Annotated in this window: 13 protein-coding genes; 1 reads left to right on the top strand and 12 read right to left on the bottom strand. The window is 39.6% G+C overall.

Features of this window, described 5'->3' with window-relative positions; translation table 11 throughout:
* Window positions 1-3: 3 nt before the first annotated feature.
* The 5 genes from M1F17_RS17500 to M1F17_RS17480 all read right to left on the bottom strand — a co-directional run bounded on the left by M1F17_RS17500 (window position 4) and on the right by M1F17_RS17480 (window position 5,723).
* Window positions 4-1,038, bottom strand: a complete 1,035-nt coding sequence (locus M1F17_RS17500) for an ABC transporter permease (RefSeq protein ID WP_004259206.1) — start codon at window positions 1,036-1,038, stop codon at window positions 4-6.
* A gap of 13 nt (window positions 1,039-1,051) precedes the next feature.
* A complete protein-coding gene (locus M1F17_RS17495) occupies window positions 1,052-2,041 on the bottom strand; it encodes an ABC transporter permease (protein ID WP_144140535.1) in 990 nt (329 codons plus the stop codon).
* Window positions 2,034-3,551 (bottom strand): sugar ABC transporter ATP-binding protein, encoded by a 1,518-nt coding sequence (locus tag M1F17_RS17490; protein ID WP_144140533.1) that lies wholly within the window; start codon window positions 3,549-3,551, stop codon window positions 2,034-2,036. The genes M1F17_RS17495 and M1F17_RS17490 overlap by 8 nt, the downstream gene beginning before the upstream one ends.
* A gap of 157 nt (window positions 3,552-3,708) precedes the next feature.
* Window positions 3,709-4,701: a substrate-binding domain-containing protein gene (locus M1F17_RS17485; RefSeq protein ID WP_036958239.1), complete on the bottom strand. Its 993-nt coding sequence runs from the start codon at window positions 4,699-4,701 to the stop codon at window positions 3,709-3,711.
* Window positions 4,702-4,910: 209 nt separating this feature from the next.
* Complete coding sequence (locus M1F17_RS17480; protein ID WP_004907878.1) at window positions 4,911-5,723, bottom strand: DeoR/GlpR family DNA-binding transcription regulator; 813 nt, start codon at window positions 5,721-5,723, stop codon at window positions 4,911-4,913.
* 455 nt (window positions 5,724-6,178) lie between these two features.
* On the opposite strand from M1F17_RS17480, the gene araD reads away from it, so the two are divergent.
* On the top strand, window positions 6,179-6,877 hold the full coding sequence (araD, locus tag M1F17_RS17475; protein WP_004907879.1) for an L-ribulose-5-phosphate 4-epimerase: 699 nt from the start codon (window positions 6,179-6,181) through the stop codon (window positions 6,875-6,877).
* A 194-nt stretch (window positions 6,878-7,071) separates the two neighbouring features.
* Here araD and M1F17_RS17470 read toward each other — a convergent pair whose 3' ends face one another.
* From M1F17_RS17470 to M1F17_RS17440, 7 genes are all read right to left on the bottom strand, one after another.
* Window positions 7,072-8,115 carry a tyrosine-protein phosphatase gene (locus M1F17_RS17470; RefSeq protein WP_109912665.1) on the bottom strand — a complete coding sequence of 348 codons (1,044 nt, stop codon included), beginning with the start codon at window positions 8,113-8,115 and terminating at the stop codon, window positions 7,072-7,074.
* 13 nt (window positions 8,116-8,128) lie between these two features.
* Window positions 8,129-8,959 (bottom strand): PTS system mannose/fructose/sorbose family transporter subunit IID, encoded by an 831-nt coding sequence (locus tag M1F17_RS17465; protein WP_004907883.1) that lies wholly within the window; start codon window positions 8,957-8,959, stop codon window positions 8,129-8,131.
* Window positions 8,956-9,747 carry a PTS mannose/fructose/sorbose/N-acetylgalactosamine transporter subunit IIC gene (locus M1F17_RS17460; RefSeq protein ID WP_004907885.1) on the bottom strand — a complete coding sequence of 264 codons (792 nt, stop codon included), beginning with the start codon at window positions 9,745-9,747 and terminating at the stop codon, window positions 8,956-8,958. Before M1F17_RS17460 ends, M1F17_RS17465 begins: the two co-directional genes overlap by 4 nt.
* A gap of 46 nt (window positions 9,748-9,793) precedes the next feature.
* A complete protein-coding gene (locus M1F17_RS17455) occupies window positions 9,794-10,267 on the bottom strand; it encodes a PTS system mannose/fructose/N-acetylgalactosamine-transporter subunit IIB (protein ID WP_004259181.1) in 474 nt (157 codons plus the stop codon).
* Between the two features lie 9 nt (window positions 10,268-10,276).
* Complete coding sequence (locus tag M1F17_RS17450) at window positions 10,277-10,708, bottom strand: PTS sugar transporter subunit IIA (protein ID WP_004259178.1); 432 nt, start codon at window positions 10,706-10,708, stop codon at window positions 10,277-10,279.
* Window positions 10,709-10,892: 184 nt separating this feature from the next.
* Window positions 10,893-11,744, bottom strand: coding sequence for a MurR/RpiR family transcriptional regulator (locus M1F17_RS17445; RefSeq protein ID WP_004259175.1), 852 nt, complete (start codon window positions 11,742-11,744; stop codon window positions 10,893-10,895).
* A gap of 224 nt (window positions 11,745-11,968) precedes the next feature.
* Complete coding sequence (locus M1F17_RS17440) at window positions 11,969-13,462, bottom strand: altronate dehydratase family protein (protein ID WP_318837087.1); 1,494 nt, start codon at window positions 13,460-13,462, stop codon at window positions 11,969-11,971.
* Window positions 13,463-13,581 lie beyond the last annotated feature (119 nt).

Here is a 13,581-nt window from a genome sequence, read left to right as displayed (position 1 = left end):
AAATTAACTTTGTGTCGATGCTTTATTAAGGCGTTGGTTGCGGTTCATCGCACGTTTAGCACTCCATTTTTCTTTGAAGAACTTGAATGCTAGTGCCAAGATGAGCGTGATCCCCCAAACTGCGAGGTTAAAGTGCAGGCTTACACCAAGCAGGCTTAAACCTGTCGCAATGACCTGTAAAACCAATAAGGCACAGAACACTCGGCTAACCTTACCAACCCCCCCAAATGGGTTAGTTCCACCTAATACGATGGCAAGAATGGTGAGCAGTAAATAGGAGTCCCCGTAGCCCATACGTGCAGAGTTAAAGCGAGCCATCATGATGAGCCCAGCTAATACACATAACAGGCTAGAAATGGTGTATATCGCAATCATGACACGGTCGGTACGAATACCGCTGAACCACGTTGCATTGATGTTACTGCCACTCATATAGATATTTTTACCTAAACGCGTACAGCCTAGAAACAGCGCTAAGAGAATTGCGGTAACAATGAAAATAATCATCGCAATTGGTACCCCAAGCACCGTATCGGAACCAATGGCACGAACAATGGGCGGCATGCCACTCAGCGCTGCTCCTTTGGTTAGGTAAACGCCAATACCACTAATAATCGTCATAGTACCGAGAGTGACTAGAATAGGGTGTGCCCCGATATGGGAAATCATCAGCCCTGTTAAGCTACCGATAATGACCGCAATTACAGTTGCGCCGATCAATGCGAAGACCAGCCACATCAGCTGTGTGCCCGTCCCTGCATCCACTGGCAGGTAATTGATAAACACCCAAGCCATAAACAGGCCAGTTAAGTTAGCGGTACTAATAATGGCGAGGTTTAAGCCGCCACTTAACATAGGTACAAACATGGCAAAGGTGAGTAAGCCCAATTCAGGTAACTGAAAAGTGATACTCAAAAAGGTATTTTGAGTAAAAAAGTGCCCTGGCATGGCAATACTAAACGCGGCGATAGCCAGAACAAAGATTGAAAGCAGGCCGATAACAGAGCCATCAATTTTAAAAAAAGCATTTTTTTTCATGGTGATATTCCTGTTAAACAAAACCTACGTCCGTCTCTTTACGTTTTTTATAGTGGGTAATACAAATCGCAATGAGAATAACCAGCCCGATGACGATATTGACGAAGTAGTTTGAAACACCAATCAGGTTAAGGCCGTTTTTCAAGATACCAATCAGGAAAACCCCCATTAATGTACCTATCACCGAGCCTCTGCCACCGGATAAACTGGCTCCACCCAATACAGCAGCGGCAAGCACATCCAGCTCCCCTCCCACAAGGGCACTCGGTACCACTTCACTCATTCGGTAGGTTTGCAACATGCCGCCAATCGCTGCCATCGCGCCAAGGTAGCCGTAAGCAAACAGATAAATCACGGAAACACGAATACCAATACGAGATGCAGATTCTTGGCTGCCGCCAACAGCATATAACTGACGGCCGATGTGGGTTTTATTCATTAAAACCCACGTTAAGAAGGCAATGCCTAGCATTACAATTAACGGCAAGCCAACTTGGTAATATTCGCCATCCACTTCAAAAGGCAGGATAGTCACAGGGTCAACCCACCAATCTGGCAAGTCATAAATACTGTGACCGTTGGTTAACCACATCAGCATTCCAAACAACAGTGATTGCATACTGATGGTGATGATAATTGACACAACATTCAGCGAGTAAATCAAAATGGCGTTAATTAAGCCAAAAGCGATACCGATGATAATCGCCAATGTGATACTAACGGCCGGGCTTGCAATAAAACCTTGCAATAACCAAGTGGCAATCACGTATTGCACTACGGAAGCCACTGCAGCAAACGAAATATCAATACCCCCAGTGACGAGAACCACAAATAATCCTAAGGCGAAAATACCCGTAACGGCGTAGCTTTCACTGAGGTCGAGTAAATTTTGAATAGTCAGAAATTGTGGGCTCATCAATGTGAAGAACACCACCATGATAAGAATGACCCAAGTCAGCCAACCTTCGACAGATTGTGGTCGTAACTTTTGCCAATTAGCCATTGATGATTTCCTCCAATTGTTGCTCATTGATGGAATCTGTCACAATTTCTTTGACGATAGCGCCTTGTTTCATATGTAAAATTCTGTCGCAATTGTAATAAGCTTCGGAGGCTTCATCGGTAATTAATAAAATGGAGATACCGACACCTGATAAACGGTGAATCAGCTTGTAAATACTGTCTTTTGCACCGATATCAACACCAACGGTTGGCGAATCTAAAATCAGTACTTTAGGGCGAGTTAAAATCCATTTGGCAAGTACCACTTTTTGCTGGTTACCGCCTGAAAGTGTTGAAAGGGCGTTATTTGGGTCGGTGACTTTAATATCTAAGTCGGCTATCCACTCTTGTACGATTTCTTGGCACTGTTTTTCATCGATTAAATGCCAAGGTGTTTTGAGTCGATCAAGAATCGAAATCACCATATTGTCTGCGATGGATTGTTGTAAAATGGCACCTAAAGTCAGGCGGTCTTCAGAGACATAACCAATGCCACGCTTAATGGCGTCGGTGTTGTTTTTTAACTTAACAGGCTTGTCTTCGATAAATAATTCGCCGCTATCTGGATGGGTAATACCAAATAACGATAATGCTAATTCGGTACGGCCTGAGCCTAACAAACCACATAAACCTAACACTTCACCGCGTTTTAAATTTAAGTTGATATCACGATATTGCCCAGCTCGACTGAGGTTTTTTAGCTCAAGTACTGTGCGTCGGTCTTCCGCGTTATTTGGTGGCTTGCGTTCATGGACAATGTCTAAGCCAGTCATTAACTCAGTAATTTTGCGGGTAGTTAAGCCTTCAGCAGGCCAAGTCCCAATTTTTTGTCCATCGCGGATCACCGTGATGCGGTCAGAAATCTCTTTCACTTCTTCTAGTCGGTGACTTACGAAAACAACAGTAATACCCTTATCTTTTAGGTAATTAACCGTTGAGAGTAGTTGGTTGACTTCTGTACGGGTCAATGAAGCCGTTGGTTCATCCATAATGACCAGACGTGCATCAGCAACTAGGGCACGGCAGATAGCAACTTGTTGGCGTTGAGCAATGGGTAAAAATTGCACAGGTGTGTCGGGGTCAATGGTGAAAGCCAGTTCATTGAGGATTTCTAAGGCTTTCTCGCGCAGTTGTTTTTTGCGAAACCAGCCAAAATAGCCTTTGAGGTTTAGCTCAAAGGCGATATTTTCAGCAACGGTTAAATTTGGAAATAATGACAAATCTTGGTAGATAACTTGTACGCCTAATTCACGTGCTTTATCGGGCGTCAATCGGTGATAACTTTTCCCATCAATTTCAATTTTACTACCGTCATCAGGGGCATAGACACCACTGATAGTTTTAATTAATGTGCTTTTCCCACACCCATTGGTGCCCGCTAAACAGTGCACTTCACCTTTGTTGAGCGTCAAATCGATATTGCGTAATGCACGGTGACCACCGAAGCTTTTGGAAAGGTCGCGCAAGGTAATGAGTGGATCGGATTTGCCAGCTTTTGAGGTGCTTGTCATAAGTACAATTCCTACTGCAAATAAATTGGTGTTGGCTTGTTCGTGATGAGTTCGAGCCGCTGCGTTAGTGCAGGCGACTCGAACTCAAAGAACATTAAAATTAATATCTTGATAAATATTGTATTTTTGTTTTGAACATTATTTTGACAAGGTGAAATTACAGACCGACTTCGACCAATTTTTTCGTATTTTCAATATTCAAATTAACGGGGTTGTCACTCAAAATCGTGTTGCCACTGACTTTGATTTCACCCATATCACCAATAGACACGCCATCTTTAATTTCTTCACCATTCATCATGGCAGTCGCCACCTGTACAAATACTTGTCCTGCGACTTTTGGATTCGAAATATAGCCGCCATCAATTGCGCCTTTTTCCAGTAATTTGATGCCTTGGCCAGGTGTGAATGTCCCGAATACACAGGTTTCATCATTTTTACGGCGTTTATCAATGGCTCGGCCTGCACCGATAGGGCCTTGTGAACCAAATGACATGATGCCTTTTAAGTCTTTGTGCTTAGATAACAAATCATTAGCTGTACGCATTGAGTCATCAACGGATTCGGCAACACCAAAGCGGTCATCGACCATTTGCATTTTCGGGTAGTTCGCTTTCTGGTAAGCAATTGCAGCGTCGGCCCATTCGTTCACTAATGGTACTGTCAGGCTTCCCACAAACATGGCATATTTGCCTTCTTCGCCCATGCATGCCGCCATATCTCTCATATGGTTAGCCCCCATACTTTGGGTATCAAGTAATTCAAAGTCCCAATCTGCATTTTTTTGGTTTGGTGATTCGTGGGTAATGACTTTAATTCCAGCGTCTTGAGCTCGCTTTAATACAGGTTCAAGAACTTTAGCGTCGTTAGGAACAACGCCAATGACATCTACTTTTTTGGCGATTAAATCTTCGATAGCACGAACTTGTTCTGCAGGGTCAGCGGTTGTTGGGCCAACTTGGAAGGCGTTTACTCCCAGTTTTTTGCCTTCTTCAGTAATACCTTGTTCCATAACATTAAACCAAGGAATACCACCGACTTTCACGACGACACCCATGGTAAAGGGCTTTTGTGCTTTTTGTGATTCAGCCATCGCGACATTTGAAAATAGTGCAACGCTCATTAAACAAGGTAAAACTAGCTTCTTCATGTTCATAGTTGTATTCCTTAGTGTAGATGGATACTAAATCAAGAATTTTCATTTTTAGAAATAATGAATTTCTCATATTTAGATATGCCTATAATTAAGTGCTAGGAATTATGAGTAAATAATATCCCTGCACTTATTTAATACAGAAAATAAAATGGAACTTATTATTTTTACTTACATTACAGCTATATAATTTTTATTTTTATAAATTATTTGTCACACTCGATAATTTTAAGATTAGAGAATTGTTTTTGAAAATTATTATCATTTAGTTTGTTTGTAATTAATACGTCAATATCATCAAATGTACAAACCTGACTAAATGCATACTTTCCTAATTTACTATTATCCGCGAGCAAAACTTTATTTTCAGAAACCTGTAACATAATATTTTTTAATTTTGAGTTTATTTCACTGCCATCGCGAATACCATTTTCGATATTGAATCCTTGGCATGAAAGAAATAAGGTTTTTATCTGAAAGCTACGAATAATACTTTCTGCAATTGGGCCATGAAAATCATCATGACGTTCTGAATATTCCCCACCAATACCAATAACACGAACTCGGTCACGGCAGGCCAACGCTTGGATAATTTTGACCGAGTTTGTCACCACGGTGATGTCGATATCGGGTATTTGCCGCGCTAGAAACCAGCAAGTACTGCTGTTATCTAGCATAATACAGTCACCAGGCTGGATTAATTTTAGTGCAGCCTTCGAAATTTTCATTTTGGCATCAGGATGCTCTTCAGTTCTTTTACGAAAAGACTCTGCGCCATCAACCATTTGACTGAGTTTGACCGAAGATGGCATAACATTCACCATCGGCATTTCTTCTTGGTCGATGGCCACCGCGCCTCCAAAGCTACGGATGATCCTATTTTCTCGCTCAAGAGTCGTTAAATCGCGACGAATAGTTTCTTGAGACACGAGACATAATTGGGCTAAATCACGTACCAACGCCGAACCATTCTGCGAAACATGAGAACATATTAATTTATGGCGTTCGGCTTGTAACATATTTAGCTCCTATTATTTCCACGGTATTCATTCTGCCCGTGTTGCTTTTTTTTTGTCGTGATTGGATTCAAGTAATCTCTTTTTGAAAAAAACAAAGCCGATTAAAGTGACTTTGATCTTCATTTTATGAATTTATAATAATTTTATTACATAATAATTAGACTCATATCACTATATTGGCGGTGTCTTTTTGTTTTTCTCACAATAAACAAAAAATATTGGGCTAACTCGGTCAATTAACCACATTCTGGTGGTGACTTTATTTGACTGAATGTGACCGATTATGCCTGAGTTAGGCTGTTTTGTTGCGAATTTGTAAAGTGAGGTGCTTTTTAAATGGCCTAAATCTGTTTACCTTAATAGGTAGATATAGGTTATCAACACACAAAAAACATCACCATAATAAATTTTTGTTGTTGATATTAAAGCATATTTTAGCAAGCTAGGGAGTTGTTATGTTAGAACAATTGAAACAACAGGTTTTTGAAGCGAATCTCGCCTTACCCAAACATAACCTAGTAACTTTTACTTGGGGTAATGTGAGTGGTATTGACCGTGAAGCTGGGTTAATGGTGATAAAACCTTCTGGCGTTGACTATGAAACCATGAAAGCAGAGGACATGGTGGTGGTCTCGTTGGAAAGTGGAGAGGTGGTAGAAGGGAAATATCGCCCTTCTTCAGATACTGACACGCATTTGGCGCTGTACCAAGCATTCCCTGAAATTGGCGGTATTGTTCATACTCACTCCCGTCATGCCACTATTTGGGCTCAAGCAGGGCAGCCATTGAGTGCCTTAGGGACAACCCACGCTGATTATTTCTATGGTGAAATTCCTTGTACCCGTAAAATGACAGAAAGTGAAATTGAAGGGGAATATGAAAGAGAAACAGGCCATGTGATCATCGAAACCTTCAAGGAAAAAGGGCTGTCAGCAAAAGATATTCCAGCGGTATTAGTGAATAGCCATGGCCCATTTGCTTGGGGAACAAGCCCCGATAATGCAGTGCATAATGCCGTGGTATTAGAAGAAATTGCCTATATGAATTTATTTACCCGTCAATTAAGTTCACAAATAGGTTCAATGCAACAAGTATTATTAGATAAACATTATTTACGTAAACACGGTAAAAATGCGTATTACGGGCAAAAATAAAGCAGTTAAAAATTTATTGAATAAAACTGGCGAATAAAAGTAATTATTGATTTTATAACCAATAACGGATTTTTTCGTCAATAAAATAGCCACAATAAATAGGCTATGTGGCTATTTTACTATTTATTAAATACAGCCATCACTCAGGTTTATTTTATTAAGCCTGTGGTTGTTTATATAACAAGTGAATTTATTTAAACTAAGTATATTTCTCTAAGTTGCTTAATATCATTATTTGTGAATTTAAGTTCATTTTTAATATAGTTTTCTACAGAGCCGGATATTTCTTCCATCGTATTAAATACCTCTATAATAAATGATTCTTGAGTATCAATCAGTGAAAGTAAATAATCCAGTACATTTTTGTCTTGAGTTATTTTCCGATATCCTGCCATTTTAATTTCGTTACGTTCAAGCCGGTTAAAATGGGTGAGCATATAGTCCTGCACAATGGTTTCTTTCGGAACACCTAACATGGAAAGTACCAGTAATGCGCCATAACCGGTTCGATCTTTTCCGCCGCGGCAATGCTGAATATTTGGGGCATTATGACTATCTAATAAGACTTCTATCATTTGCTTAAAGGCGGATTTTGACTTATCACTCACTACAAATTGGCGATATTGTTCTAATATTTGTAACCCATCGCCGTTAATCATCTCTTTCGGAATATGCTGGATAACACTTTCGATTAACGCTTTATCTTCATTATCTGGTGATGCGGCAAATTGTGCTGCTAATTCAGCAGTTTGAGCCGTTGCATCAAGATGGTAGGTTTTCTTTTCACCAACATGGCAATTGGGCGATTTATTAATTTCATTTTGAGTACGATAATCGATAATGCTGTTAATCCCTAGATGGGAAATATAATTTACCGCTTGTTCATTCAAATTAAATAGATGGTTGGAACGGTATAACATTCCCCATTTCACCTGTTTTCCGTCTGTTGTGGTATAACCCCCAAAATCACGGAAGTTATTTAATCCCTCAATAGGTAATGTTCTTTCAGCGAATAATTTACGTCCATTGGCATTTTGTAAAATAAAATAGATGCGTTGTTTAGCATTTAATGGGTCTTGAACTGTAATGGTATTCTCTAATTTATCTGTAATGAAATTCTCAGGATAAACCTGAGTATCAGGTTTATCCGTCCAATATAATGCCAGAGGAGAGGATGGAATTTCACTAAACTTTATTTCGAGTGTTGATTCATTCACTCTGTTGACTTCGATTTCCATATATTTCCCTTTATCATCCTAAAATTCCGAACACGGAACAAACAACACCTAAAACCATAATGGCAACAATGAGTGCAACGGTATGTTTTCCTTGAAATTTACGAACAAGGAAGAAAATACCGAGTGCAAAGAGAAGGGTGAGTAAGTTAGGTATTACCTTGTCAAACATCTCTTGTACTTTGATAGATTGTTCACCGACGGCGATGGTTAGCGGAGTGGAAAGCTTGACGGTCGTCGCTATCAAGGAACCTAGGACCATGACCCCGACAACGTTCGCTATATTAGTAATTCGCTGAATAATATTTGATTTTTTCGATTGCTCGATTAAATCAACGCCTTTGTTATAGCCATAATGAATAAAGAAATATTTGGTACCGATATTGACGATATTAAACAGAATAAACATTAATATAGGGCCGATAATATTACCTTGCAGCGCAAATGCGGCTCCGATGCTGCCGCAAATGGGCAGCCATGTAAATTTTAATAAGCTATCACCAAGACCTGCAAATGGCCCCATCAAACCAGCTTTTACAGAAATGACTGCCTCTTTTTCTTCTTCTGTTGTTTTTTCTTCTAATGCTGCGGTGACACCGAGAATTAATGCACCTGCGTTAATTTGTGTATTAAAAAACTCGAAGTGGCGTTGCATGGCTTTAATACGTGTTTCTTGATCTGCTTTTTCATAAAGTTTATCGAGAACGGGTACCATACAATGAGCAAAACCAATTGTTTGCAGTTTTTCGTAGTTGTATGAGAATGACATGGTTTGAATTCGCCAAAACATACCATTAAGCTCTTTTTTCGTGAGTTTTTTATTTTCAGAGGTGGTTATTTCACTCATAGGTCATACTCCTCTTCTTCATTTTTATGGGAAGTTGGTGCTGTTTTTTCTTCTGGTGTTTGGCGCAAGCTGTTGGCAAATGCCATGTCATAAAGCACAGCAAATGCCAGAGCGATAAAAGTAATTGGGATAATTGGTAGTTTTAAATAGGTTGTGAGCATAAAACCGAGCAGAAAGAAAAACCACATTCTGCCTTTAAGTAACATGAGTAACAGAATACAGATACCGACAGCAGGGATTAGTTTAGATGCGACACCCATACCGGTAAGAATACTTTCAGGTACGGCATTTAATATGCTATTGACTAAGTCACTACCAAAATAAACGGCAATAAAGCAGGGAATGGCGCGAATAAAAAACCACAGTGGCGTCGAAAAATAATGGACTTTTGTTAGGCCACTGTAGTTTCCATCAAGAATGGATTTACTGGCCCAGACATTTAAGAAACTGGCAAAAGAACGCCAGATAATCAGTAATTGTTGGCATAGAATAGAGACTGGCACGGCAAGGGCGATACCCGCTGCAATTCCGCCATTGGAAGCAATACCGAGTGCAACTCCAATAATTGAACCAGCGATAATATCGGGTGCAGAATAAGCGCCGACGTTACCAATTCCCATCCACATCAATTCTAATGTGGCGCTAATGGCTAACCCTTGAACCATATCGCCCATGATAATACCGGCCACAGTACCGGTGAGCAGTGGGCGTCTTAGCATTTGCGGACCGACATCATCCAATGAGCAAATGCCTGCCCAAATTGCAATTAAAATGGCCTCTACTAACATAATAGGCTCCTTACTTATTGAGTGAAAATAAGTATGATTAAATGAATTAATTGAGTAATGTTTTCAATTCAACAATGGGATCTTTAGGAACCATTTGAATTTCAACGGCAACGTTATTGTTGATAAGTGACCTAAAGGCTTGTTCTTCATCCGGTGTTACAGCAACCGCACGGGATAAATTACGACGGCCTTCTTGCATACGCATCCCGCCGACATTCAGTTTTTCCAGTTTTAAGCCACTTTCGACAAGCCTGTTCACATCAATACTGTTAGTAAACAGCAGCATAGTGCGGCGTTTAATTTCCGCTTTTTTTAAGACTTCAATGAATTTATCGACGCCAAAAACGACTACTTTTAGATCTGGTGGAGCAGCCATAGTAAGAACTGATTGTTGAACGGTGTCATTGGCAACTTTGTCATTGACGATAATCACCTGTTCAATATCAAAATTTTTAACCCAAGTGGTTATAACTTGGCCATGGATAAGTCTGTCATCAATTCGAGCAACATTAATTGGCATGGGATTCTCCTAAAGTTCGCTATCATTTTGTGCTAATGGTTTAAGTTGTTCACCGACATTAAGGCAACTGTCAGGGAATACATCATTAATGACTTGATGAAGTTCATGTAAAGGGAGGTCTCGGCTGCTGAGTATTTCGAGAAAAGTAGGAACATTGATTCCGCAGTACAGCACAACATCATTTTGGGTAATAACGAGCTCGCTGGCTAAATTGCAAGGAGAACCGCCTAATAAATCCACTAAAATTAAAACGCCATCGCCTTTATTAACATTTTGATATGTTTCAAATAAATGTTTTTTTACCTCATTAATGTTGCTTTCTCTTTGGATAGAAATCACGCTGATATCTTCTTGAGAGCCGATTAGCATTTCAGCACATTCCAATAACCCTTGTGCAAAAGGCCCATGGCTAGCCAGTATGATAGGTATTTGAGAGCTCATTTTTTCCCCTTATATTTATTTTTTATTTTAGTAATAAAATTACTTTTATATATTTATTTTAAAGTAACAATATCACAAAAAAGGGGAATGAAAAGGGGGAGTTCCTAGAAAGGGTCATTTTTGTGAGCAAGATCGAAGTGGCTACTTAGAGCCACATAGAAGATATTAAGGAGGAGAAAGCCGATTAGTTATTGCTATTTAAGCGAGAAAAGCGCTCCGCACGAGTACTAATTTGTTTTTGAATTCGTTCATCGTACTGTTTAATAAATAAGTTAGTAATCAACATATTAATTACAGTCAGTTGCGAAATTTTTGAGCGAATAGGGATAAGCCTTGAAACGTGCTCCGTGGAGATCGTGTGCAAGACTGTTTCTGCTAGCGATGACACCGAGCTTTGCCCCATTTTCGTGATAGCAATGGTCGGAACTTTCAATTCTCTGGCAAGAGTGAGTAGTTTGATACATTCGTGGTTTTCACCAGAATGAGAGATGACAATGACAAGATCGTTCTGATCTAATGTATTCACAATACTGAATTGGATGCTGTAATCAAGGTGACAATTAACATCTTTTTTTATTTTAATTAGTTGATATTCAAATTCTTTTGCAACTAATCCACTACTGCCTGCACCATAAATGACAATTTTTTTACTCTTACTAATTAATTCATTTGCTAGCTTAAAGGCATTTAAATTGACCAAAGCGCAAGTTTCTTCTATGGATGATTTTTCAATCAATCCTACTTTGTGATTAACGGTTTCCATTGAATCATTAATATCAATATCTTCTTGTAGTAGAGTGCCGTAAGACTTGTGATTAATCGATGAAATTAAATCAATTTTTAGATCGCTAAAGCCTTGGTAGCCTAACTTATGGCACAGGCGCAAGATAGTGGTGGTACTGACCTTATTTTCTTGGGCTAGGGATTGAATGCTCATACTTTGCATGTTTTTCTTATTAGCAATAATGTACTCAGCGACTTGTTTTTCTTTGGTGGAAAGGCTGTCTCTGGCCTCTCTAAGTTTTAGGTCTATCATTATTTACCCTGCTAATAAATTAAAATTCGTCATTACGAAAGGGATCCTACCATATCTTAAAAATAGGGAAATGGTGACTTTTCTTTATTGTCTTCGTGTCACGATAATGGGGCTTATGGCTTAGGATAGAAAGTAAGGTCGGTAGGAAAAAGTTAATAAATATAAATAGTTAGTTATATCCCTATTGCTTAATAATAACCAAAGCAATAGGGATCAGTTTGTTTTTAAAGTGTGACGCCCATTTTAAAAATTGCTAATTCACGGAAATCATTGATTTCATTTTTTGTAGGTTCACCATTAACGGTTTTGACAACCAACTGAATGAAGTCATCTAATAACTGATCCATGGATTTTCCTGTTAATAAGGCACCTGCATTAAAATCAATCCAATGGGGTTTTTTGGCGGCTAATTCATTATTGGTCGCAATTTTCATGGTGGGAACAAAGCCACCATATGGCGTGCCACGACCTGTTGTAAATAACACCATATGGCAGCCAGCTGCTCCTAAGGCACTGGTGGCAATGGCATCATTACCCGGCGCGCTTAACAAGTTGAATCCTGGGGTTGTCAGGCGCTCCCCGTATTTTAAAACATCCATTACTTGGCTAGTGCCAGCTTTTTGTGTGCAGCCGAGGGATTTTTCTTCGAGTGTCGAAATGCCTCCGGCTTTATTACCTGGAGATGGGTTTTCATAAATTGGTTGGTCATGGGCAATAAAATACTGTTTGAAGTCATTGATCATATTAACCGTTTTCTCAAACGTCAGTTCATCATGGCAGTGGTTCATTAGAATTTGTTCAGCACCAAACATTTCTGGCACTTCGGTTAACACCGTAGTTCCGTTATGACTGACTAAAAAATCAGAAAAACAGCCTAACAATGGGTTAGCCGTGATCCCTGAAAGGCCATCAGATCCACCACATTCAAGACCAAATTTCACTTCGCTTAGTTTGCCTGCCCCGCGCTTATCTTGCTGTACTATTTGATAAAGTGCATTAAGGTGCTCTACACCGGCTTCAATTTCATCATCTAATTGTTGGCATACCATAAATTTCACGCGTTCATCATCATAGTTACCTAATGTTTCTTTAAAGGCGGCGACTTGATTATTTTCACAGCCTAAACCGATGACTAAAACGCCACCTGCATTAGGGTGCTTAACCATATCTTGTAAAATAGTACGGGTTGTTAAATGGTCATCACCGAGCTGGGAACACCCTAAAGTATGGTTATAAAGATAAACACCATCAATATCAGAAGCGCCATTATGTTGTTTATTAAAGCGTTCGATCATTTTTCTCGCCAGCGCATTAACACAGCCAACCGTTGGGATCACCCAAATTTCATTACGGATAGCGACATCACCATTTGCTCGGCGATAGATTTGCACTTCTGGATCCGGCCGTGTAACGGCAATTGTGTTGTGTTCAGGGCGGTACTCATAATCATTTAAGGCACTTAAATTGGTGGCGGTATTATGAGTATGAACATGCTCTCCAGCCGTTATGGTAGTCGTTGCATGGCCGATAGGAGCGCCATATTTAACAATATTATTGCCAGCCTCAATCAAGGTGAGGGCAATTTTATGCCCTCGATCAACATCTTGTTTTAATGTTACTGATTGCTCTGCAACACTAATGGTTTCCCCTGCTTGTCGGTTAACTAAAGTAATGGTGACATTGTCATTGGGATGTATTTTAATTATATCTTTTATCATATTGCGTTCCCTGAACTGGAAATCGGATTAAGCATGATCAGCCATAAAAAGTATGAATGATCTTTTGTTGTCTAAATTTCATTCATTATACGATCCGGTTTACAACTTTAAAAGATGTT

The organism is Providencia sp. PROV073 (assembly GCF_033688125.1).
Lineage (GTDB): Bacteria > Pseudomonadota > Gammaproteobacteria > Enterobacterales > Enterobacteriaceae > Providencia > Providencia hangzhouensis.
The sequence above is the reverse complement of the archived record's forward strand: the minus strand, read 5'-3'. Positions and strand labels throughout refer to the sequence as shown.

Coding starts and splice junctions, on each gene's coding strand:
- M1F17_RS17450 (WP_004259178.1), bottom strand. CDS start 10,708: ATGAGCTCTCAAATACCTATCATACTGGCTAGCCATGGGCCTTTTGCA.
- M1F17_RS17440 (WP_318837087.1), bottom strand. CDS start 13,462: ATGATAAAAGATATAATTAAAATACATCCCAATGACAATGTCACCATT.
- M1F17_RS17465 (WP_004907883.1), bottom strand. CDS start 8,959: ATGAGTGAAATAACCACCTCTGAAAATAAAAAACTCACGAAAAAAGAG.
- araD (WP_004907879.1), top strand. CDS start 6,179: ATGTTAGAACAATTGAAACAACAGGTTTTTGAAGCGAATCTCGCCTTA.
- M1F17_RS17460 (WP_004907885.1), bottom strand. CDS start 9,747: ATGTTAGTAGAGGCCATTTTAATTGCAATTTGGGCAGGCATTTGCTCA.
- M1F17_RS17470 (WP_109912665.1), bottom strand. CDS start 8,115: ATGGAAATCGAAGTCAACAGAGTGAATGAATCAACACTCGAAATAAAG.
- M1F17_RS17490 (WP_144140533.1), bottom strand. CDS start 3,551: ATGACAAGCACCTCAAAAGCTGGCAAATCCGATCCACTCATTACCTTG.
- M1F17_RS17455 (WP_004259181.1), bottom strand. CDS start 10,267: ATGCCAATTAATGTTGCTCGAATTGATGACAGACTTATCCATGGCCAA.
- M1F17_RS17480 (WP_004907878.1), bottom strand. CDS start 5,723: ATGTTACAAGCCGAACGCCATAAATTAATATGTTCTCATGTTTCGCAG.
- M1F17_RS17500 (WP_004259206.1), bottom strand. CDS start 1,038: ATGAAAAAAAATGCTTTTTTTAAAATTGATGGCTCTGTTATCGGCCTG.
- M1F17_RS17495 (WP_144140535.1), bottom strand. CDS start 2,041: ATGGCTAATTGGCAAAAGTTACGACCACAATCTGTCGAAGGTTGGCTG.
- M1F17_RS17485 (WP_036958239.1), bottom strand. CDS start 4,701: ATGAAGAAGCTAGTTTTACCTTGTTTAATGAGCGTTGCACTATTTTCA.
- M1F17_RS17445 (WP_004259175.1), bottom strand. CDS start 11,744: ATGATAGACCTAAAACTTAGAGAGGCCAGAGACAGCCTTTCCACCAAA.